The sequence below is a fragment of the Micromonospora sp. DT228 genome (assembly GCF_049841595.1).
GTDB lineage: Bacteria > Actinomycetota > Actinomycetes > Mycobacteriales > Micromonosporaceae > Micromonospora.
The window spans coordinates 19,873-40,511 of the sequence record NZ_JBNCKO010000015.1; the positions used below are offsets into that span (position 1 = coordinate 19,873).

Here is a 20,639-nt window from a genome sequence, read left to right on the forward strand (position 1 = left end):
GGCCGACACCGAACCGACGGGTGAACAGGTTCGGTCGGCATCCGCCACCAACGAGCCCGCCGACGGCGCATCCACCGCCCCAACATCCGGCACCTCAGCGGCTGGCCTCTCGGCGACCGGCGCCTCCGGGACCGGCGCCCGAACAGCCGGCGCGCCCACATCCGGCAGGTCAGCATCCGCCGCCGTTGGCACCGAGGAGCCGGTTCCCGGCGGATCCACAGACCTCGGCGGTGCCGAGGCCCGTCGCGACCGGGCGGGCAGCACCGATGGCGAAGCCACCCCCGGCGCGGCCAACGAAACCGCCCCAAAGGCCACCCCCGACAGCGTCACCCCCGACAGCGCCACCCCCGACAGCGCCGAAGCGGACAGCGCCGCCCCAAAGGCCACCCCCGACAGCGCCGAAGCGGACAGCGCCGCCCCGGACAGCGCTACCCCCGACAGCGCGGCACCGGACGGCGCGGCACCGGACGGCGGCACTGCGAGTGCTTCACCTGCCGCATCCGCGCTTCCCGACGGCCCGGGCGCATCCGGCGTACGGACGGCTCCCTGAGCGCGGACCGACCAGGAGGGTGGCGCGGCCGTCCCGGCGCGCGGCAACCGCGCAAACCTCGTGGTCGGCTCGCGCCGACGCGACGGAGAGCCGACGCGACGGAGAGTTGATCAGGGAGCGGTGACGCGGGTCGCCGCACGGGCGACCAGGGTGCCGAGGAGTCGGCCGAAGTCCAGGCCCGCGGCCTGCACGGCGAGTGGCAGTAGCGACGTTTCCGTCATGCCCGGCGAGACGTTGACCTCGAGAACGTGGGGCTGGCCGGCGGCGTCCACGATCACGTCGACCCGCGAGAGGTCCCGCAGACCGAGCGCCGTGTGCGCGGCGAGGGCCACGTCGGCGACGGTGGCGGACACCTCCGGGTCCAGCCGGGCCGGAGCGTGCCAGGTGGTCCGCCCGGCCGTGTAGCGGGCCGCGTAGTCGTACACCCCGTTGCGCGGCACGATCTCCACCGGTGGCAGCGCCTGCGGCCCGTTGCCCAGGTCGATCACGGAGACCGCCACGTCCATGCCGGGCACGTACCGCTCCACCAGGGCTGTGGAGTCGTACGCGAAGCAGCCCACCATCGCGGCGGGCAGCGCTGCGGCGTCCCGGACCACCGCGCCCCCCAGCCCCGACCCGCCCTGTGCGGGCTTCACCATCAGCGGCAGGCCCAGTCGATCGACGATCCGATCCAGGACGGCAACCGCGCCAAGCTCGGAGAAGCGGTCGTGTGGAAGGGCCACCCAGTCCGGGGTGGGGATGCCGGCCTCGCGGAGCACCGCCTTGGCCGACGGCTTGTCCCAGGCGACCCGGGAGGCTCGGGCGTCGCAGCCGACGTACGGGATGTCGCACAGGTCCAGCACGCCGCGCAGCGACCCGTCTTCACCTGTGGCGCCGTGCAGTGCGATGACGACGGCGTCCGGCGGATCGGCGGCGAGCGACGGCAGCAGGGCCACGTCGGCATCCCGCAGTTCGGCCTCCACGCCGACGGCGCGCAGCGCGTCGAGCACACGGCGACCGGAGCGCAGTGACACGTCCCGTTCGTAGGAGAGCCCACCGGCGAGCACGACGACGCGCAGGTCGGCCGGAACGGCGGAATCGGTCACGAGGAGGCGCTCGGCGGCGGTCGTACCCATGCCGGCATCATGCCAAGTCGGGCCCTGGCACGTCGGAGCCGGCCTGGCCGCGTCGGCCGGCGGCACCGCCCACGGCACCGAAGACCCGGCGCATCGCGATCTCCTGCTCCATCACACCGGCCAGCCGACGGACGCCCTCGCGGATCCGCTCCGGTGGCGGGAAGCTGAAGTTGAGTCGCATCGCGCCGGTGCCGGTGCCGTCGGCGTAGAAGCCGGTGCCGGGCACGTAGGCGACCCGCGCGGCGACCGCGCGGGGCATCATGGCCTTGGAGTCGAGGCCCTCCGGCAGGGTGGCCCACACGAAGAGACCCCCGGCCGGCGTGGTCCAAGTGGTGCCCTCGGGCATCAGGTCGGTCATCGCGTCGAGCAGCGCGTCCCGGCGTTCGCGGTAGACCTCGCGGTAGACCTTGAGTTGCTGCCGCCAGGGCATCGTGCCCAGGTAGGTGGAGACCGCGGTCTGGGCGTAGACGCTGGGGCAGAGGATCTGCGCCTCGCTGGCGATGACGAGTTTGTCGCGGACCGCGTGCGGTGCCAGGATCCAACCGACCCGCAGGCCGGGCGCGAAGGTCTTGGAGAAGGTGCTGAGGTAGAAGACCCCGTCGCGGCGGCGGGCCCGCAGGGGCGCCGGGGCCTCACCCTCGAACCCGAGCTGACCGTACGGGTCGTCCTCGACGACGAGCAGGCCGGCGCGCTCACAGATGTCGAGCACCCGTTCGCGGCGTTCCTCGCTGAGCGTCACGCCGGCCGGGTTCTGGTAGGTGGGGATCGTGTAGAGGAACTTCACCCGCCGGCCGGCGCGGGCCAGGTCGGCGATGGCCGTCTCCAGCGCCTCCGGGATCAGCCCGTCCGCGTCCATCGGCACGTGCACGACCTGTGCCTGGGCGGCCTGGAACACCCCGAGCGCCCCGACGTACGTCGGCCCCTCGGCCAGCACCACGTCACCCGGGTCGAGGAAGAGCCGAGCCACCAGGTCCAGTGCCTGCTGCCCGCCGACGGTGACCACGACGTCCTCGGGGGAGGCGCCACACGCGGCGTCGATCCCGGAGAGCGACATCACCTCGCAGATCCGCTCGCGCAGCTCGAGGGTGCCCTGGCCGATGCCGTACTGAAGGGTGGTGACGCCGTGCTCGGAGCCGAGCCGGCCGAGCATCTCACCGACCGCGTCCAGCGGAAGGGCGGCGATGTACGGTGCGCCACCGGCGAGCGAGACGACCTCTGGACGACTTGCCACCGCGAACAATGCTCGAATCTCGGAGGCGGTCATCCCGCGTACCCGCCGGGCATACCGGTCGGTGTAGTCGTCGAGTGTCGTGCCGGTCATGACCTCACCTCGATCGCTGCTCGGGCGGCTACCGCTCCGGGTACCCCATACACCGATAACCATGGCGATGGGACACCGATTGTCGATCCTAGTCCGCCAGAACCACGCCGCCGCCCCACAAATACGGATCGACCACATGGCGGACCCTGGGGGGCGTCCCCCGGTGAGGTGGGTATCTGCGCGTCCCCTCCCGGATCGCCGAATGGCGGCGTACGATCGCTCGTCGGAGCAGGAAGGCGGCGCTGTCGTTACGTGCCGCTCCTACCACCGAGCCTATTGTGGGGATGCGCCATATGTCGCGACGTCTGGTCAGCCTGACCCTCGACACGCTGGAAGACGTTCCTCGCCCGTGCCGGCAGTGCGTCTACTGGGAGCTTGACCCGGTCTCCGCCGACCGGGCCTGCGCCGCTGGCGATCCGGGCCTGGAGAAGGAGGCGTGGGTCTCCCAGACGCTGCTGGAGTGGGGCTCCTGCGGCAAGCTCGCGTACGTCGACGGCATGCCCGCGGGTTTCGTGACGTACGCGCCGCCCGCCTACGTGCCCCGCTCGATGGCGTTCCCGACCTCGCCGGTCTCCGCGGACGCGGCACTGCTGATGACGGCAAACGTGGTCGCCGCGTTCGCCGGTGGCGGGTTGGGCCGGATGCTGGTGCAGGGCGTCGCCCGGGACCTGACCAAGCGGGGGATCAAGGCCATCGAGGCGTTCGGCGACGCCAAGTTCGGCGACGCGGACGACCCCGTGGGCGGCTGCGTGGCACCCGTCGACTTCTTCCTCTCGGTGGGGTTCAAGACCGTACGTCCGCATCCGCGTTTCCCCCGGCTGCGCCTTGAGCTGCGGACCGCGCTGAGCTGGAAGTCCGACGTCGAGTACGCGCTGGAGAAGTTGCTCGGCTCGATGAGCCCGGAGACCCTGCTTCGTCCGGTCCGCCCCGCTCCCGCCACCCGCTCCACGAACACCTGATCGCCGAACCGGCGGATCAGTCGACCACCGTGCCGGCGGTCACGACGGCGCGCAGTTCGCTGACGTCCAGCGAGCCGGTGGGCACGTCCCGCTCGATCGGGTAGTACATCCGCTGCACCGCCGCCACGATCGCCTCCACGACCCGGTCACGGAAACGGGGGTCGACAAGTTGGGCGCGGTCCGTGGGCGAGGTGAGGTAGCCGACCTCGACCCGGACGGCCGGCATCCGCGTCAGCCGCAGCAGGTCCCAGGTCTTGGCGTGGGTACGGCAGTCCCGGAGCCCCGTCCGGGCGACGATCTCCCGCTGCACCAACCCGGCCAGGCGCTCACCGGTCGCCGACGTCACGCCGTTGTCGGTGCCGTAGTGGTAGGTGGCGACGCCCTCCGCATCGGGGTTGGCGTGGCCGTCCAGGTGCAGCGAGATGAACACGTCGGCGCCCAGCGAGTTGGCCAGCAGGGCCCGGTCGGTGTCCGGTAGGCACCTGTCGGGCGACGGCCCGCGGGTGAGCTGCACCCGTACGCCGGTCGCGGCGAGTCGCCCTTCCAGCCGGCTGGCCAGGTCATGCACCAGGTCCGCCTCCGTCCAGCGCAGCGACCCGTCGGGCACCACCATCCCGGGATCGGTGCCCCCGTGCCCGGGGTCGACGACCACCGTCTTGCCGACCAGCGCGGGCCCGGACTGCCGGATCGCGTCGGATTCGCGGAGCCACTGGGGTCGGCCACCGACCACCTTGCGGCCGATCCGGCGCAACGCGTTCATGGTGTGCGGGCCGCAGGACCCGTCGGGGGTGAGGCCGACCTCGCGCTGGAACTGGGCAACCGCCCGGGACGTCCGGATGCCGTAGGTTGCGTCCGCTCGGCCCACGTCGTACCCCATCTCCAGCAGCCGCTCCTGCAGTGACCGGACGTCCTCGCCGCTGAGCGGGTCGGGGACCGCGTGGTAGAGGGTGCGGGCGCCGAGTCGCCAGCGGGCGGCATCCAGGGCGCGCCAGGTTTCCGCGCCGACCCGGCCGTCCACGCTGAGGCCCCGGGACTGCTGGAACGCGCGGACCGCCCGCTCGGTGTCGAGGTCGAACTCGTCGGCGGCCGGTCCCGCGGCGGTGAGTAGGTCGAGGCCGGTCAGGATGCTGCGGATCTCCGTGACCGCGGGGCCCCGGTCACCGGATCGGATCGGACGCACGGCGCGACCCCCTCTGCACGACACTGGCTGGCCGGGCGGCCCAGGGTTGAGGCTATGCGTTCCGGGGCGGCGAGGTGGCGTGGCCGGGAAAAACGTCGCCCGACGCGGCCGGAAAGACAGCGGCCGGAAAGACACCGAACCCCGCACCCGACGAGCGGGGCGGGGTTCGGTGGATGTTTCTGCTGGTCAGAGAGCCGATTCGATGAGTCGGACCAACTCGCCCTTCGGCTTGGCGCCGGCGATGGACTGCACCGGCTGGCCGTTCTTGAACACGGTGAGCGTCGGCACCGACATCACCCGGTAGGCGCGAGCGGTTTCCGGGTTCTCGTCGATGTTGAGTTTGACGATGCTGACCCGGTCGCCCATCTCGCCGGCGATCTCCTCGAGCAGCGGCGACACCTTGCGGCAGGGACCGCACCACTCGGCCCAGAAGTCCACCAGAACCGGCTTGTCGGCCTGCAGCACGTCAGCGACGAAGCTCTTGTCGGTGACCGCCTTGGTATTTCCCACTGTGCCCCTCCTCCGGGATGTGTTTCCTGTTTCAGCTGAGCGTCGCGATGAACCGTTCGGCGTCGAGCGCCGCGGCACAGCCGGTGCCGGCCGCGGTGATCGCCTGACGGTAGGTGTGGTCGACCACGTCACCGGCGGCGAATACGCCGGGGACGTTGGTGCGGGTGCCGGGGGCCTGGACCTTGACGTAGCCTTCGTCGTCCATCTCGACCTGACCACGGAAGAGCTCGCTGCGGGGGTCGTGACCGATGGCCACGAACACGCCTGTCACGTCCAGCACCTTGGTGTCACCTGTGTGCACGTTGCGGACCCGTACGCCGGTGACCTTGCCGTCGTCGCCGAGGATCTCCTCGACGGTGCTGTTCCACTCGACCTTGATCTTCTCGTTACCCAACGCCCGCTCAGCCATGATCTTGCTGGCCCGGAACGAGTCGCGGCGGTGGATGATCGTGACCGACTCCGCGAAGCGGGTGAGGAAGCTGGCCTCCTCCATCGCCGAGTCACCGCCGCCGACGACGACGATGTGCTGGTTGCGGAAGAAGAAGCCGTCGCAGGTGGCGCAGGAGGAGACGCCGTGGCCCAGGTATTCCTGCTCGCCGGGCACGCCCAGCGGACGCCAGGCCGAACCGGTGGAGAGGATGATGGATCGGGCCCGGTACGCGGTCTCGCCGACCCAGACGGTGCTCACCGCGCCGGAACCGGCGTCGCCGGTGTCCACCAGCTCGACCCGGGTCACGTCGTCGGTGAGGAACTCGGCACCGAACCGCTCGGCCTGCTTGCGCATGTTGTCCATCAGCTCGGGGCCGAGGATGCCGTCGGCGAAGCCGGGGAAGTTTTCCACCTCGGTGGTGGTCATCAGCGCGCCACCGGACTGCACGCCCTCAATGATCAGTGGCTTCAGGTTGGCGCGCGCGGCGTAGACCGCCGCGGTGTAGCCGGCCGGCCCGGAGCCGATGATGATCAGGTTGCGGACCTCGTCCACTGCCGTCTCCCGAGTGTGTGTGTTCAGCGTCGGTGAGCGCACCGGCGCTGATCCGAGTTGCCGACGCCTGGGTGGGGTCGACAGCTGACTTCCAGAACGTCATCGTACGAAGCGTGGATTCCCGAGACGGGCATCTGGTGGGTCAGGTCACGTGGGTGCTCATCGTGCCGATGACCGTGGATTCACCCTACCCGCGCCGAATACCGGCTGTCCGCGCCGGACCCCGGCACTCCGCACTCCGGGCCGCTCACCCAGGCCCAGCGGGCCCCGGTCACGTCGGTGAATCGGATGACAAGCGTCTGCTCGCCCTGGAAACGCGCGTAGTCGATCATTTCGACCGCCAGTGGAGCGTATCCGTGCTCCGCCGCCACCTCGGCCAGGCAGGTGCTCAGTGCGGCCTCGGTGGTCAGCCGGGCCAACTGGTCCAGCCCGTCGGGCGACGAGCGTCGCTCCTGCTCGGTGCCCACCCCCGGCTGCGAACCGGGCGCGGCACCGCTCGTCTGGCCGGACGTGGTCTGCCGGTCGGCGGCCGGCGCGTTGCCGAGGGTCTGCGGGGTGTAGTCCGTGCCGCTGCGCAGTGTCGGGCCGGTGGTGCGGGCCGCCGCGGCGTCCGCGGGCGCACGGACCGGCCGATTGATGGCGCTGGTGCCGGAGTCGTCGCTCGCGCTCATCGACAGCTGGTTGAGGCCCAGCGCGACCGCGACGACGGCGATTACCGCGGCGGCCACCGGCGTGCCGCGACGGAGCCAACCGTGCCGGCGACCCGGGCCGGTGGACGCCCGGCGACCAGCACGGGCCGGTGCGGGGATGGCCGCCCAGCGACGGGACCCGCCCTGCACCGGCACGACAGGCGATGTCGTGGGGCGGTCGACGTCGGCGGTGTCCTCGTCGGTCGCGCTGTCTCCGACCGGCGGCCCCGCGTCGACAAGCGCGGCGACGAGACGGTCGGTGATCGCCTGCGGCATCCGCGGCGACGGCTCGGCCCAGCGGCCCAGGTCCGTGCTGACCTCCGCGAGCGCGGGGGCCAGCAGCGCGTACGCCTCGGTCCAGGCCGGGTCCGTGGACACCAGCCGGGCGACCTCCTCCTGCTGCGGGGTGCCGTCCAACGCCCCGCCGAGGTAGTCAGCGAGGAGGTCGTCGTCGACCTCCCGGAACCCCTCGGTCGTCACGTGTCCTCCTGGTTGGCGTCCCGCCGGTATCGCCCCGACCCCGATCCGACGCCCTCGACCGGGCCTGGGTTCCCCGGCGTGACGCCCGGCACCTCCCTGGTCGGGCCGGTCGGGTCCGGGCGGGCCGACGGCGGCGAGGTGCCGGCGGGCCGAAGGTGCCCGAGCAGCACGGCCAGCCGCGCCCGTCCCCGGGCGCACCGACTCTTCACCGTTCCCTCGGCGACACCGAGGATCCGGGCGACCTCGGCGACCGGGTAGCCCTGCACGTCCACGAGCACCAGCGCGGCACGTTGCTCGAGGGGCAGCGCGGCCAACGCCTCGCGGACCACAAGCGCGGTGTCGTGGTCCGGTGCGGGGGCGACCGGCTCGATCCCGCCGATGCCCGAGCCGTCCCCTGCCCGGTTGCCGTCCGGCAGCGGCACGGTCGGGTGCGCCTGCCGGCGACGGATCCGATCCAGGCAGGCGTTTACCACGATTCGGTGCATCCAGGTGGTGACGGCGGAGTCACCGCGGAACCGAGCGGCCGCCCGGTGCGCGGAGAGCAGCGCGTCCTGGAGCGCGTCGGCGGCCTCTTCACGATCACCGAGCGTACGTAGGGCGACCGCCCAGAGCCGGTCGCGGTGCCTGTGGAACAGCTCGGCGAAGGCCTGCCCGTCGCCGTCGACGTGGGCGCGCAGCAACTCCAGATCGGAAGCGGCGGCGCGCCCGTCCATCACCACGTCCTGCGGATGCGGTGCCACGGCGGAGCTGCCAGGATCACGACCCCTGGACCGTGATCTCCTGGACGTCGACCTGGTAGCCCCCATCGCTGGGCGGCAACTCGGTGATCCAGAACAGCAGGTACTGGTATTTCGCGTCGGCGTTGAAGCCGTCGAACGCCATCGTGGTGCCGTCGTGGTCCTCGAAGGGCTGCCCGATGGCGGTCTTCGCGGTCCGGTAGTTGGCGATCAGTTGCTTGTCGCCGTTGGAGGTCGACGGCGGGTTGACGGTGCCGGTGAGGAGCTGGGCGGAGGCGCCCCGGGCCGAGAGGACCGCCTGTACCGACTTGACGGTATGCGGCGCGCCGAGATCCAGCCAGATCCCCATGCCCTGCTTCTGGTTGCCGAACTTGGCGGCCGTGTACGTGTCGGTGCCCCAGCCCTTGTCCGGGTCGCCGTCGACCGCCTTGTTGGCGCCGTCCAGCTCATCGCGCTTCAGGCTGTCGGGGTCGACGATCCGAACGTCCTTCACGGGCAGCTTGCGGACCGCGACGGCGGCCGGAGTGGCATCGTTGGCCGGGGCGCTTGCCGACGGCGCCGGGCTCTGGCTGGCCTGCGGGTCCTTGTCGCCAAGCGTGCTGATGCCGATCAGCAGACCGACCAGGGCAACCGCCAGCAGGCCGGCGATGCCCACGGCGACCTTGCGACCACCAGCCGCGGCCAGCGGCGACGGCTCTTCGCCGGTCTCGGCGGCGAATCGCAACGGGCCGCTGTTTTCGAGGTAGTGCTCCTCCTCGGCCGGCACGTCCAGTCGGGCCAGCTCGGCGGCGAGCACATCGGACGACGGCGGCGCGATCTCGGCGTCGAGCAGATCCATTGTCAGGTCATCCAGGTACGCGGGCACACCCGCCCGGACCTGACGTGGCGCGGCGATGCCACCTCCGGCGTCGCGAACGGCGTCCGGGATGGCGGCCCGGCCGTGACCGGCGGTGGCGCCGTGCAGCGGCGCCTCGGCGTGTGGCCACGAGCCGGTGAGCGCGAAGTAGAGGATGCCGCCGACCGCCCGGATGTCGTTCTCCTGGCTGTCCGCGCCATCGGTGCGGGCGTCGGCCAAGACCACCCGGCCCTCATCACTGATCATGACGGTGCCGGGGTGGACGTTGCCGTGCACCATGCCTGTGGCGTGCACGGCGGCGAGGGCGCTCGCGACGGCGTTACCGATCGCGGTGGCGCGGGCCGGGTCCAGTGGACCGTCGGCCGCGAGGTCGCGCAGGGACTGCCCGTCGACCCACTCGCGCACCACGTACGCCCGCTCGGCCTCGTCGATCGCGTCGTAGACGCCGACCAGGTTGGGGTGGATGACCCGGCTGGCCGCGACGGCGGCCTGGAGCATCTCGGTGGCGGAGTCGCCACCCGGGTAGCGCAGCACCACCGCGACGGGACGGCGCAGGATGACGTCGACCCCGCGCCAGACCAGCCGACCCGCGCTGTCGTTGTTGATGTGCTCAACCAGTTCGTACCGCTCGGCGAGGACTTCACCGGCCGTGGGAGCACCGAAGGTCATAACCGGAGGAGCGCTTTCGTCCGCCTCCTGACCCTCGCCGACCTGGGTCACCCGTCCTCCCTCGGTGATCGTGTCGATCGATGGACCCGCACTGCTGGGCATGTGGCTTCCCGCTCTGCCGTTGAAGGAACCGGCCGACCGGTGTCGACGCGCAGCGTCGGCCCCTGCCGTACCCGTCGAGAGCGACCTTACCCGGGTTGCCCGTCTCCCCGACATGTCATCTTCCCGCCTTACCCGACGGGCTTCCGGCAGTCGAGGAACTCGTCCGGTTACGACCGTTGTCAGCCACGTTGCTGGCACATGTACTAGCTAATCTACGGCTTCACCGCAAGTGACCGACGCCGGGGCTGGGCTGGCGTGGCGCACCTGCCACCGTGCCTGTTCCCGCCGTTCGGCTTGCCACGCTCAGCCGTACGGTTGGTTATCCACAGGTCGATGCGGCAGTTGACCGGCGAATCGCGGAGTTATCCACAGCTGTGTCCCCAGCCTGGTGATCCGTGGTCACGTTCCGTGTGTGCGCAAACTTTTTGTGATCGGGTGCTTGCGGTCAGCGACCGAGGCGGCGGCGGACCATGCCGACCACCTCGGTGATCTCGCCGATCCGTAGCAGCGTGGCCAGACCCAGGTAGCTCCCGCCGATCACCGCGCCACCGACGACGAGCTGGATGGCCGCCTCAAACCAACTCGGCCGGTCGCCGCCGGGCAGCAGGCTGATCACCAACCATCCGACCAGTGCCGCGCCGAGCGCGGCGACCACGACCCGGCCGAGGGTGCGCATGATGGCGCCCAGCCCGATCCGGCCGACCCGGGGCCGCAGCAACCAGGCGGAGGCAACCGCCGCCGCCACGTACGAGACCGCGTTTCCGATCATCATCCCGGCCGCCGCGAAGTTCGCGGCGAACGCGGCGAACAGCACGATCTGCACGCCCACCCGCAGCGCCACCACCGGGATGTTGATCAGGGCTGGGGTGCGGGTGTCCGGCAGCGCGTAGAAGGCGAAGGTGAAGAGCTGACTGATCGCGAACGGCACCAGGGCGAGCGCGGCGGTCAGCAGAACCGTGGACGTCGCCGTCGCGTTCTCGGCGGTAAACGCGCCGTACCGGAAGACCACCACCGAGATCGGGGTGGACAGCACGGCGTAGCAGACCGCGATCGGCGCGAGCACCGCTGTCACCATCCGGACACCCCGGGAAAGGTCGGCGGTGACGTCGTGGAACCGCCCGTCCGCCGCCGCGGCGGCCATCCGGGGCATCAGCGCGGTGATGATCGAGACGGCGATGATGCCGTGCGCCATCATCAGCAACAGGAAGACGTTGTTGTAGATCAGGATGCCGGCCTGGTCCGTGCCCGCGGCCCGGGTGAGGAGGTTGACCACCACGAAGAGGCCGAGCTGGTTGACCGCCACGTAGCAGAACATCCAGGCCCCGAGCTTGGCCAGCTCACGCAGCCCCAGCTCGCGGAAGTCGAACCGCCACCGCCAGCGGAAGCCGACCTTGCGCAAGGCCGGCAGCAGGCCGGCGGTCTGTACCGCCACACCCAGCAGGGTGCCGCCACCGACAAGCAGGATCCGGCCGAGGCCCATGTCCGACGGCTGCAGCCCCTTCGCCCCGTAGACCAGGATGTAGAGACCGAAGACGCCGATCACTACCAGGTTGTTGAGGATGGGCGCCCACATCGGCGCGGCGAAGTGACCCCGCGTGTTCAGCACTGCGGCGATCAACGCGCTGACGCCGGTGAAGAACAGCATCGGCAGGATCAGCCACGACAGGTGCGTGATCAGTTTGGTGTAGGCCTCGTCCTTGCCGCTGGCGTAGATGGCGGTCAGCCCGGACGCCGACACCACGGCGATCAGGGCCGCCACGGCCAGTGCCAGCACCGCGAGGGTGAGCAGCCGTTGGGCGTACGCCTCACCCCGGTCCGCGTCGCTCTTGCGCCGACGGACCAGCACCGGGATCAGCACGCTGGTCAGCACCCCGCCGAGCAGGAACTCGTACACCTGGTTGGGGAGGAAGATGGCGGTCGTGTAGGCGTTGCCGATCAGGTTGCCGAGTGCGGCACCGATCATCAGGTTCCGGATGAAGCCGGTGCCCCGGCTGACCAGGCTGCCGATCGCCATGACCGCGCTGTTCGCGGCGGCGCTGGTCTCGCCGACGACCTCGGGCGGGGGCGCCGTGGCCTCCACCCCGGGCTGGTTCAGCGGCTCCGCGGAGATGAAGACCGCCCCGTCAGCCGGCGGCACGTTACCGTCCGGCGTGGCGTTGGCGCTGCGGTAGAGCCCGCCGCTCATCTCCAGCCTCCCAGGGGTACGTCGGGCCGGACACCGACCCGCACGCCACAGACCATAGTCAACCCCCACCCGTTACCCACGCCCGGCGGATCGGATCACACCCCGGCCCGATAGGCTGGCGATCCCATGTCCGAAGCCTCCGCTCCCCACGCCGCCGACCGCCGCGAACTCACCGCCGCGCAGCGCAACGCCGTCGCCGAACTGCTCCGGGTCTCCCCGGTCGCCGACGAGTTGGGCCGCCGGTTCGTCCGCGCCGGCCACGAGTTGCACCTGGTGGGCGGTTCGGTGCGGGATGCCCTGCTCGGCCGACTCGGTGACGACCTCGACTTCTGCACCGACGCGCACCCCGACGAGACGCTGCGGATCATCAAGGGTTGGGCCGAGTCGATCTGGGAGACCGGTCGCGAGTTCGGCACCATCGGCGCGCAGCGCGACGGCCTCCGACTCGAGATCACCACCTTCCGTGCCGAGTCGTACGACCAGGTCAGCCGCAACCCGGTGGTGGTGTACGGCACAAGCCTCGACGAGGACCTCAAGCGGCGCGACTTCACGATCAACGCGATGGCGGTCAGCCTGCCGGAGCACCGGTTCACCGACCCGCACGGCGGCCTGGGCGACATCTCGGCAAAGGTGATCCGGACTCCGAGCACCCCGGGTGAGTCGTTCGGTGACGACCCGCTGCGGATGCTGCGGGCCGCCCGGTTCGCCGCGCAGTTGCGCTTCGCCGTGCACCCGGACGTGCACCGGGCCATGACCGAGATGGCTGCCGACCTGGACCGGATCACCGCCGAGCGGATCCGGGACGAGTTCACCAAGCTGCTCTGCGGCGCGGACCCGATCACCGGGCTCCGGCTGCTTGTCGACACCGGCCTGGCCGAGCGGTTCCTGCCGGAGCTGACCGGGCTGAAGCTGGAGATCGACGAGCACGCGCAACACAAGGACGTCTACGAGCACACCCTGACGGTCGTCGAGAACGCGATCTCCTACGAGGAGGAGGGCTGCGACTTCATCCTGCGGATGGCCGCCCTCCTGCACGACGCGGGCAAGCCGGCGACGAAGGCGGTCGGGTCCGATGGTCGGGTCAGCTTCCACCACCACGAGGTGGTCGGCGCTCGGCTGACAAAGGCCCGGATGAAGGCGATGCGTTACCCGAAGGACGTCACCGCGAAGGTGACCGCGCTTGTCGCGCTGCACCTGCGCTTCTACGGGTACGGGCGGGGCGAGTGGACCGACTCGGCGGTGCGTCGCTACGTCGCCGACGCCGGTGACCTGCTGCCCCGGCTGCACAAGCTGACCCGCTCGGACTGCACGACCCGTAACCGGCGCAAGGCCGCCCAGCTCGCGGCCGACTACGACGCGCTGGAGGAGCGGATCGCCCGGATCGAGGCCGAGGAGGACCTGGCCCGCGTCCGCCCCGACCTGGACGGCAACGCGATCATGGAGCTGCTCGGCGTGCCTCCGGGTCCGGTCGTCGGCCGGGCCTGGAAGCACCTCAAGGAGCAGCGCCTGGAGCACGGCCCGCTGGACCGCGACGCGGCCGAGGCGGAGCTGCTGCGCTGGGCCCGCGCCGAGGGCCTGATCGCCTGACGTCCGTTCCGCCCGGAGGCCCCGGGCTAACGGGGTGCAAAATGCATCCCGAATACCTTCGGAACCGTCATCCGGACCTGTCTGTCACTCTTTTTACAGCACCGAAGAATGTCGTTGCTGTCTGTTGTTACGAGTCTCCAGCCTGACCTACCGTGGTGTCCGGCCTGTCGGTCACCTCTATGGGAGCAGAATGGACGCCGCGGAGATCGCGCAGCTTGGTGCTGCGGCACTGATTAGCGCTATGGCCAGCGATTCCTGGCATTTGGTCAGGTCCCGCCTCGCCGAAATGTTCACTCCAAGCGACATGATGCTGGCACGCATCGACGATGTCCGGGCCGAGATCGTCGCGGACGTCCCGCGGACGCGGTCTCGGCGCGACCTGTTGCAGGGCGATCTTGAGGATCGCCTGCTAGCGGACCTAGAGCTGCGTAACCAGCTGACCACGCTGCTAGCTGAGGTTCAACCGTCCGTGACACAAGACAGCCGGCGCACCGTTCAACACGCCACCGCTGATCGGGGCGGGACGACGATCCAGGCAGGCCGCGACGTTGTCTACCATTCCCCGGGCCCACGGCACTGGACAGATGAGTGACGACAGCCAGCAGGCGGGCTGGCCGCGGCAGACAATGCTCGGCCGTCTACACGGTCAAGCCCTCACCGAGATCTGTGCGGCGGGCACCCGGGTCGACATCGCGAGCGGGCGACTGGCATTCCGACAGGGCGGCTGGTCCCGACACCTGTTGGTGCTGCTGAGCGGTTCGGTCAAGGTCGTCGCACTCACCGAGGGCGGGTACGAGGCGCTGCTCGCCGTGCGGGTGGGCGGGGAGATCATCGACGAGATGGCCGCCGTGGACGGAGAGCCGCGTTCGGCGACGGTGATCGCCTGCGGCGCGGTGAGCGCACGACGGATCGAGCCTCCCGAACTGCACCGGATCGGCAAGCTGCACCCGGAGATCGACGCGGAGATACACCGTACGTTCAGCCAGAGGCTGCGCTGGGCGAACCGTCAACGCATCGATCTCCGCGCGTACGACGCGCCGACCCGAGTTGGCCGAATCCTCGTCTGGTTGGCGGAGATGCACGGCACCCCGAGCCCGCTGGGCTTGGAGTTGGGCTTCCCCCTTCGGCAGGGCGAGCTGGCGTCGATGGCCGGAGTGGCCCTCCCGACGGCCGAGAAAGCACTCCTCGGCCTCGACCAGCAGGGGCTGATCAGCCGTGGTTATCGGCAATTGGTGATCAGGGATCTGCCGGGTCTGCGCAAGGTCAGCCAGATGACAGACCAGATCCCGTACTAATACGGGATTCTCATCGCGCCCGCATCGCAGGGTAGAGACGTTGTCGTTTACGGGAGAGGCCGGTCAATTGATGTCTGCTGGATCCTTTGACCGCAGATTGTGCGTGTCAGTGGACGCGGAAAGTTACGGACGACGGGACGACTGGGCGCAGGCGGAGCTACAGGGGCTCCTCGTTGGACTACTCACTCGTGCCGCGGAAGCCGCTGGTGTGGACCGATCGAGGTGGGTCATCCAGCCCACCGGCGACGGAGAGCTGGCACTGGTGCCCCCGGGTAGGAACGAGCCCAGGGTCGTCGACGATTTCGTCCGCCACGTCGACGCCGAGCTTGCTCGGCTTAATCGCCGGCGGGCCGACGGTGAGCGCGTCCGGTTGCGGATCGCCGTTCACCAGGGAGTGGCCTATCCCAGCGCGAATGGCTTCGCCGGGCAGGGCGTGGTGACCGTCAGTCGGCTGCTCAACTCGGCCCCTCTGCACCGGGCCCTCACTGCCGCCCCGGCGGCCAACGTGGCGGTCGCCCTCTCCGACGACGTCTTCCGGACTCTCGTACTCGGTGATCACACCACTCTCACCGAGCGCGACTTCCGTCCCGTCACGGTCGCGGAGAAGGAATATCAGGCCACCGCCTGGGTGCGGGTGCCCGGCACTGACGTACGTCTCCTCGACCTGGGTGAGCACGTGGGGCACTCGGGCCAGGATGCGCTAACCGCTAATGGGCTGGCCGCCAACGGCTCGACCGTCAACCAGGCGGGACGGGACATCGTGTTCGCTGGCGAGGAACTGCCGGTTCGCCGTGCGCCAGCTGTCACGAACGTGTTCCACGGCGCGGTCGACGCGAGTCAGGCGACCTTCGGGTTCTCCGGTGGCACGGGTGACTGAGGCGATTAGCACACAGACCGAGCCGACCCCGGCGGGGGCGTCGGAGCCCGATGTTTCGACGGCGGATCGTAACCTGCCCCCGGCAACGCCGACGACGGAGCCGACCACCGATCCGGACGAGCCGGATGCCCGCGATCAGCGACGTGACGCACGGGTCATCAACCTGTTCTACGGGCAGGTGCATGCCAACAGCGCGACGTTCGGGGTGTCCGGCGCGCCGGCCAGCGGCGGGCACACGTCGGTGGGGAGGCTCCCGACCGTCGATGTGGACCACGCACTGCGCTACTTCGCTCCGCCGGACGGGTGGGTCCGCGCCGCTGCCCTGCTACGGGACCAGGGCCTCGTCTTCCTCAGCGGGGACGAGGGCACGGGACGGCGAGCCTCCGCCTTCGCCCTGTTGCGCGAACGGATCGGCGCCGACGGCCGCATCAACGGGCTCTCACCCGCGGTCTCCCTCGCCCAACTGGTGGAGTCTGAATTCGTCAGCGGGCGTGGCTACGTGGTGCTCGACTGGCTCGGCGAGAAGCGTGACGGTGTGGTGCAGGCGTTCGACGCCGGGCGCCTCGCTGACCGGCTGAAGACAGCCGGCGCGCACCTGGTCGTGACCACCGATCAGCGCGCCACCGCCCGGCGTGACCTGGGGAGCCTCACAGTCCAGTGGTCCCCGCCAACTCCTTCGTCCATCTTCCAGATCTATCTGGAGCGTGCGGGCACCCTCGACGACGTGGACATCGATCTCGTCGGGGCCAGGATCGCCGAGCTCCGCCTTCCCGGGGAGGTCGCCCGACTGCTGGATCGTCTGCCGCAAGGTGTCGACGCCGCGCTGGCCGAGGTCGAGCACACCGAGCAGATCCGGGTGGCGGAGTGGTTCGCCACGGCATCGTCGTGGGACGACCTGTTGTGGGTGGGGGCCTTGGCCTTTGCCCACGAGCTCCCCGAACGCACGTTCGAGGAGAAGCACGCTCGGCTGTGCGAGATCGAGCACGCCGAAGAGCTCCGTCGGCCTGCTCTCGTCGAAGCGGGCACGACAACCGAGCCGTTGCAGGGACGGCGGACCCTCTACCGCGACGGCGGTCTGGTGGCACGTCGATACGGCGACGATCCCGTTGGCAACGTCGGCTGGGAGGAACGGCGGGTCGTGTTCGTCGCCGATGGCATGCGGGAGCACGTGCTGCACGAACTCTACGAATGTGACTATCGGCTCTGGCGGCCACTCCGAATCTGGATCAACGAGTTGGCCGGCGCTGCCGACGTCGAGGTACGGCTGCAATTGGCCCTCGCGGTGACGTTGCTGGCCCGTGACCGCAATGCCGCCCCCGAAGTTTGGGACATGCTCGGGCATTGGAGCAGGGGCCGCGCCGCCGAACGTTTCACCGCCGTGTCGGCGTTGTCCTTCATGGCCGGCGAAGACGCGCTGGCGCCGGCGGCGCTACGGCTGGTCCTCGACTGGACCGACGGGGCCGGACAGAGCCCGGCCGTGACAGCCGCGATGGCCCTGGGCGGGCCGCTGGGCATGCGTTACCCGACGGAGGCCGAGCGCTGGCTGTGGCACCTCTCCACCCGTGGACGGCCGATCCGCCTCCTCGCCGCCCGATCGCTGGGCCTGCTGTTCTGCACCGTCGCCGACGAATTGGACTCCGCGACACTGCTACTCAAGCGCCTTGTGCTGCGTCTGCGGCGCACGCTCGAGCAGGCACCGGACCCACGGTGGGTGAGCTACGCCGTCGAAACAGTCCTGGAAGTGCTCTCCGCGGAACACCTGGAGCACGCGGAACCGGTGGTGGCCCGCCTTCTGCGGCTGTGCCCGAGCGCGGTCGAGCCGGTAGGTGTGCTCTGGGCGGAGGTCCTCCGCAGCCTGCCGCACCGCTCCGTGGCAATGGACACGCTCAGTTCAACCCTGGAGTCGCTCGCGAAGCACGACGGCACCGAGAACGCGGTCCGCGCCCTCGGTGACGTCCTGTGCCGGGAGCTGACCAGCGCCGAGTGCGTACTCCTGCGACGAGAACTGAGCTGGGCACTGTCGTCGCCGGTGGATCCCTCCATCTCTCGCCCGGTCGTCGCCGCTCTGCTGGCGGCTCTGGCCGGAAAGGGTGCTCGTCCGGCCCTGGGCTGATTCCTTGTGCGCAGATCCGAAAGAAGGAAACCAATGGGATACCCCGTACTCCTGGAGAAGACCTTGCCGCCGGCGCCCCGTCGCCTGCTCGGCCGGCGGAGGAACGTCACCGATCTGCCGCCGCTGCCCCCGGGCGCGGTGTACGTGTTCAAGTTCGACGGTCATCAACGGCTCTACGGCGATCGGCACATCGACTACGGCGACGAGATCGTGGTCGACGCGGTTGCGGTGAGTGTGGTGCAGCGACGCACCGCGACCCTGACCAGTCAGCTGCCAATCCCTTCGATAAGCGCGGCGGACGAGTTCACAGTGGTCACCACGTTCCGCTGTCAGGTGCTTGCTCCGGAGGTGGTGGCGGAGACCGGGTTGACGGATCTCGCCACGGTGCTCACCAACCACCTCTGGCAGGACCGGGAGCTGAAGAACCTTGGCCTTGACTACCGGATCGACGACATCAACGACGTCCGCCGGCTGGTGGACGCCCGGATAACCGCCTACTGCACCCTCGTGCCCCCGTCGGTCCCCGGAATGGCCATCGAGCTGACCTCGGTGATGGCACACCCTTCGGCTGATCTGCGCGACCACGGGCGCAAACTGCGGGACAAGCAGTGGGATCAGCAGCTGGGCCGACTGGACGTGGCGTGGCAGAACGAGGACGTCGAGCGTGTCGCGTCCTTCCTCTCCGCCGGGCCCACGTACGCCGACGCGCTCGGCGTCAGCCGCAACGAGATCAACGTCGGCCAGGTCGCCGAGCGGATGCACGATGCGGAGGCGCTGCGCCGACAGCAGCTCAACGAGACTCTCCAGGAGATGGTCAAGCGTGGCTTCTTCGACCGGGTGTCGATAGACCCGGTGCGCCTGATGGACGAGGTGGTCGGGCTTGGTGCCGCGGCGGAGCCTCGTTCGGTTCCGGCCGCCGACGAACCCGCATCGCTGCCGCACGGTCGGCGGAGCGTTTCTCAGCTAAGTGAGGACGCTGAGCCGGACTTCATCCCGAACGAGGCCGACATTGACTGACGAGGGCATGCGAGCGCCGCATCGGCAGCCCGGCGACGTGTCGGGGCGTTCGGTCCGGGACCCGTCCCGGCTCCTGCGGGCGCTGGCCGGCGTGGACGAGGCGCTGCTGCGGAAGGTTTGGCACGAGCGGGCCCGACACACCGCGCTCGGTGGGGTCCTGGTCGGCACGTCGTTGATCGCCGGCTTTTCCATGTTCATTGCGATCAACCAGGCGATGGGGCGGACGTCGGCGCTGCACCTGATCCCCGCTCTGCTCTGGTCGCTGTTCATCCTCAACCTGGACCGCCTGCTGGTGACAAGCATGGCCGGCAACGCCAGGCGAGTCGGCCCGTTGCTGATGCGGCTGGGCGTCGCCCTGATGTTCGGATTCATCATCGCGGAGCCACTCGTGATGCGGATCTTCGAGACGGCCATCGAGGAGCACATCAAGGCCGACCGCAGCAAGCAGATCGACACGCTGCGGACCCGACTCATGGCCTGCAACGGTGAGCAGAGCGCCACCGCCGAGAACACCACGATCACGACGGAGTGCCGGGAGTACACCCTGTCGTTCGAGACGACCCCGGCGTCGGCCCGCCGGGAACTCGCCGGTACCCGGGCCGAGGTGGCAAGCCTTCAGGCCATCATCAATCGGGATGGTGCGCAGCTCAACCGCCTCCGGGACAACGCGGCCAAGGAGTGTGCCGGCGGTCGCGGCACCGGTTTCACGGGGCGGCCCGGCGACGGACCAAGGTGCAGGCAACGGACCGCGGACGCGGACGAGTTCGCCCGCACCCACCCCATCGCCGAACAGGGGCAGAAGCTCGGTGAGTTGCGTGCCCGGGTCGCGGAGTTGGAGCGCGGGCTCGGTGGCGCGGTGCTTACCTTCGAACAGGCACGGAACGGTCTTGTCGAGACCCGGATCGAAGAAGAACGCAGCCATCAAGGGCCCATCGGGTTCCTTGAGCGGATGGATGCCCTGCACGTGCTGGCGGGAAGCAGCTCCGCGCTCTTCGTGGGCACGTGGGCGGTCCGGCTGTTCTTCGTCGCCATCGACTGCCTGCCCGTCGTGATCAAGTTCTTCGGCGGCAGCAGCACCTACGACAACCTCTACCGGATCAAGAGTGACAGCTCCCAGCGGGTCTTCGCCGACCAGGTGAACACCGAGGAACGCAAGGTCACCGACGCGTATGCCGCCGAGCGCGACGGCATCGACAACCAGGCGAGGATGCGGCGTGCGGAGCACGACCTGCACCTCCAGGAACACCAGGTCGAGCTCAAGGCGCGCCTCGGAGCCGCGGTCAGCGCGTACGCCGCCGACCTGCTCCGCGAGCCGAGTTCCCCCTCGCGAAAGGCGCCAACAAGGACGGCCGAGGAGGCCACTGCCGGTACGGGCTCGGCCGGCGTCAACGGGCGTTCGCTGATCTGACCCGTAC

The 20,639-nt window shown here is 70.0% G+C and carries 17 protein-coding genes; 8 read left to right on the top strand and 9 right to left on the bottom strand.

From position 1 onward, the window contains the following. Positions 1–660: 660 nt before the first annotated feature. Together ACLQ29_RS25740 and ACLQ29_RS25745 are read right to left on the bottom strand one after the other, a co-directional pair. On the bottom strand, positions 661–1,665 hold the full coding sequence (locus ACLQ29_RS25740) for a D-alanine--D-alanine ligase family protein (RefSeq protein WP_425774032.1): 1,005 nt from the start codon (positions 1,663–1,665) through the stop codon (positions 661–663). A 7-nt stretch (positions 1,666–1,672) separates the two neighbouring features. Continuing rightward, positions 1,673–2,986: a PLP-dependent aminotransferase family protein gene (locus ACLQ29_RS25745; RefSeq protein ID WP_425774033.1), complete on the bottom strand. Its 1,314-nt coding sequence runs from the start codon at positions 2,984–2,986 to the stop codon at positions 1,673–1,675. A gap of 293 nt (positions 2,987–3,279) precedes the next feature. Between ACLQ29_RS25745 and ACLQ29_RS25750 the strand changes: the two genes are divergently transcribed. Then, positions 3,280–3,945, top strand: coding sequence for a GNAT family N-acetyltransferase (locus tag ACLQ29_RS25750; RefSeq protein ID WP_393365052.1), 666 nt, complete (start codon positions 3,280–3,282; stop codon positions 3,943–3,945). A 16-nt stretch (positions 3,946–3,961) separates the two neighbouring features. Here ACLQ29_RS25750 and ACLQ29_RS25755 read toward each other — a convergent pair whose 3' ends face one another. The 7 genes from ACLQ29_RS25755 to murJ form a co-directional block, all read right to left on the bottom strand. Then, positions 3,962–5,125 (bottom strand): N-acetylmuramoyl-L-alanine amidase, encoded by a 1,164-nt coding sequence (locus tag ACLQ29_RS25755; protein ID WP_425774034.1) that lies wholly within the window; start codon positions 5,123–5,125, stop codon positions 3,962–3,964. Positions 5,126–5,311: 186 nt separating this feature from the next. Then, positions 5,312–5,635, bottom strand: a complete 324-nt coding sequence (gene trxA, locus ACLQ29_RS25760; protein WP_053651673.1) for a thioredoxin — start codon at positions 5,633–5,635, stop codon at positions 5,312–5,314. Between the two features lie 31 nt (positions 5,636–5,666). After that, positions 5,667–6,617, bottom strand: coding sequence for a thioredoxin-disulfide reductase (gene trxB / locus ACLQ29_RS25765; protein WP_425756946.1), 951 nt, complete (start codon positions 6,615–6,617; stop codon positions 5,667–5,669). A gap of 182 nt (positions 6,618–6,799) precedes the next feature. Beyond that, positions 6,800–7,786 carry a hypothetical protein gene (locus ACLQ29_RS25770; RefSeq protein WP_425774035.1) on the bottom strand — a complete coding sequence of 329 codons (987 nt, stop codon included), beginning with the start codon at positions 7,784–7,786 and terminating at the stop codon, positions 6,800–6,802. Then, positions 7,783–8,499, bottom strand: coding sequence for an RNA polymerase sigma factor SigM (sigM, locus tag ACLQ29_RS25775; RefSeq protein WP_425774176.1), 717 nt, complete (start codon positions 8,497–8,499; stop codon positions 7,783–7,785). Before sigM ends, ACLQ29_RS25770 begins: the two co-directional genes overlap by 4 nt. A 43-nt stretch (positions 8,500–8,542) precedes the next feature. Beyond that, a complete protein-coding gene (locus ACLQ29_RS25780; RefSeq protein ID WP_425774036.1) occupies positions 8,543–10,150 on the bottom strand; it encodes a protein kinase family protein in 1,608 nt (535 codons plus the stop codon). A 445-nt stretch (positions 10,151–10,595) separates the two neighbouring features. Then, positions 10,596–12,335 (bottom strand): murein biosynthesis integral membrane protein MurJ, encoded by a 1,740-nt coding sequence (gene murJ / locus ACLQ29_RS25785; protein ID WP_425774037.1) that lies wholly within the window; start codon positions 12,333–12,335, stop codon positions 10,596–10,598. Between the two features lie 126 nt (positions 12,336–12,461). On the opposite strand from murJ, the gene ACLQ29_RS25790 reads away from it, so the two are divergent. The 7 genes from ACLQ29_RS25790 to ACLQ29_RS25820 all read left to right on the top strand — a co-directional run bounded on the left by ACLQ29_RS25790 (position 12,462) and on the right by ACLQ29_RS25820 (position 20,632). Continuing rightward, complete coding sequence (locus tag ACLQ29_RS25790) at positions 12,462–13,922, top strand: CCA tRNA nucleotidyltransferase (RefSeq protein ID WP_425774038.1); 1,461 nt, start codon at positions 12,462–12,464, stop codon at positions 13,920–13,922. Between the two features lie 190 nt (positions 13,923–14,112). Then, the gene (locus ACLQ29_RS25795; protein ID WP_425774039.1) at positions 14,113–14,514 is read left to right on the top strand and encodes a hypothetical protein; all 402 of its coding nucleotides are present in this window, start codon (positions 14,113–14,115) and stop codon (positions 14,512–14,514) included. After that, the gene (locus ACLQ29_RS25800; protein ID WP_425774040.1) at positions 14,507–15,217 is read left to right on the top strand and encodes a Crp/Fnr family transcriptional regulator; all 711 of its coding nucleotides are present in this window, start codon (positions 14,507–14,509) and stop codon (positions 15,215–15,217) included. The genes ACLQ29_RS25795 and ACLQ29_RS25800 overlap by 8 nt, the downstream gene beginning before the upstream one ends. Before the next feature lie 208 nt (positions 15,218–15,425). After that, positions 15,426–16,094 carry a hypothetical protein gene (locus ACLQ29_RS25805; RefSeq protein ID WP_425774041.1) on the top strand — a complete coding sequence of 223 codons (669 nt, stop codon included), beginning with the start codon at positions 15,426–15,428 and terminating at the stop codon, positions 16,092–16,094. Next, positions 16,087–18,207 (top strand): hypothetical protein, encoded by a 2,121-nt coding sequence (locus ACLQ29_RS25810; RefSeq protein ID WP_425774042.1) that lies wholly within the window; start codon positions 16,087–16,089, stop codon positions 18,205–18,207. The genes ACLQ29_RS25805 and ACLQ29_RS25810 overlap by 8 nt, the downstream gene beginning before the upstream one ends. A 33-nt stretch (positions 18,208–18,240) precedes the next feature. Beyond that, the gene (locus tag ACLQ29_RS25815; RefSeq protein WP_425774043.1) at positions 18,241–19,224 is read left to right on the top strand and encodes a hypothetical protein; all 984 of its coding nucleotides are present in this window, start codon (positions 18,241–18,243) and stop codon (positions 19,222–19,224) included. Beyond that, positions 19,217–20,632 (top strand): DUF4407 domain-containing protein, encoded by a 1,416-nt coding sequence (locus ACLQ29_RS25820; protein ID WP_425774044.1) that lies wholly within the window; start codon positions 19,217–19,219, stop codon positions 20,630–20,632. Before ACLQ29_RS25815 ends, ACLQ29_RS25820 begins: the two co-directional genes overlap by 8 nt. Positions 20,633–20,639: the final 7 nt, after the last annotated feature.

Coding starts and splice junctions, on each gene's coding strand:
- ACLQ29_RS25795 (WP_425774039.1), top strand. CDS start 14,113: ATGGACGCCGCGGAGATCGCGCAGCTTGGTGCTGCGGCACTGATTAGC.
- murJ (WP_425774037.1), bottom strand. CDS start 12,335: ATGAGCGGCGGGCTCTACCGCAGCGCCAACGCCACGCCGGACGGTAAC.
- ACLQ29_RS25740 (WP_425774032.1), bottom strand. CDS start 1,665: ATGGGTACGACCGCCGCCGAGCGCCTCCTCGTGACCGATTCCGCCGTT.
- sigM (WP_425774176.1), bottom strand. CDS start 8,499: ATGGACGGGCGCGCCGCCGCTTCCGATCTGGAGTTGCTGCGCGCCCAC.
- ACLQ29_RS25815 (WP_425774043.1), top strand. CDS start 18,241: ATGGGATACCCCGTACTCCTGGAGAAGACCTTGCCGCCGGCGCCCCGT.
- ACLQ29_RS25800 (WP_425774040.1), top strand. CDS start 14,507: ATGAGTGACGACAGCCAGCAGGCGGGCTGGCCGCGGCAGACAATGCTC.
- ACLQ29_RS25780 (WP_425774036.1), bottom strand. CDS start 10,150: ATGCCCAGCAGTGCGGGTCCATCGATCGACACGATCACCGAGGGAGGA.
- ACLQ29_RS25790 (WP_425774038.1), top strand. CDS start 12,462: ATGTCCGAAGCCTCCGCTCCCCACGCCGCCGACCGCCGCGAACTCACC.
- ACLQ29_RS25745 (WP_425774033.1), bottom strand. CDS start 2,986: ATGACCGGCACGACACTCGACGACTACACCGACCGGTATGCCCGGCGG.
- ACLQ29_RS25750 (WP_393365052.1), top strand. CDS start 3,280: ATGTCGCGACGTCTGGTCAGCCTGACCCTCGACACGCTGGAAGACGTT.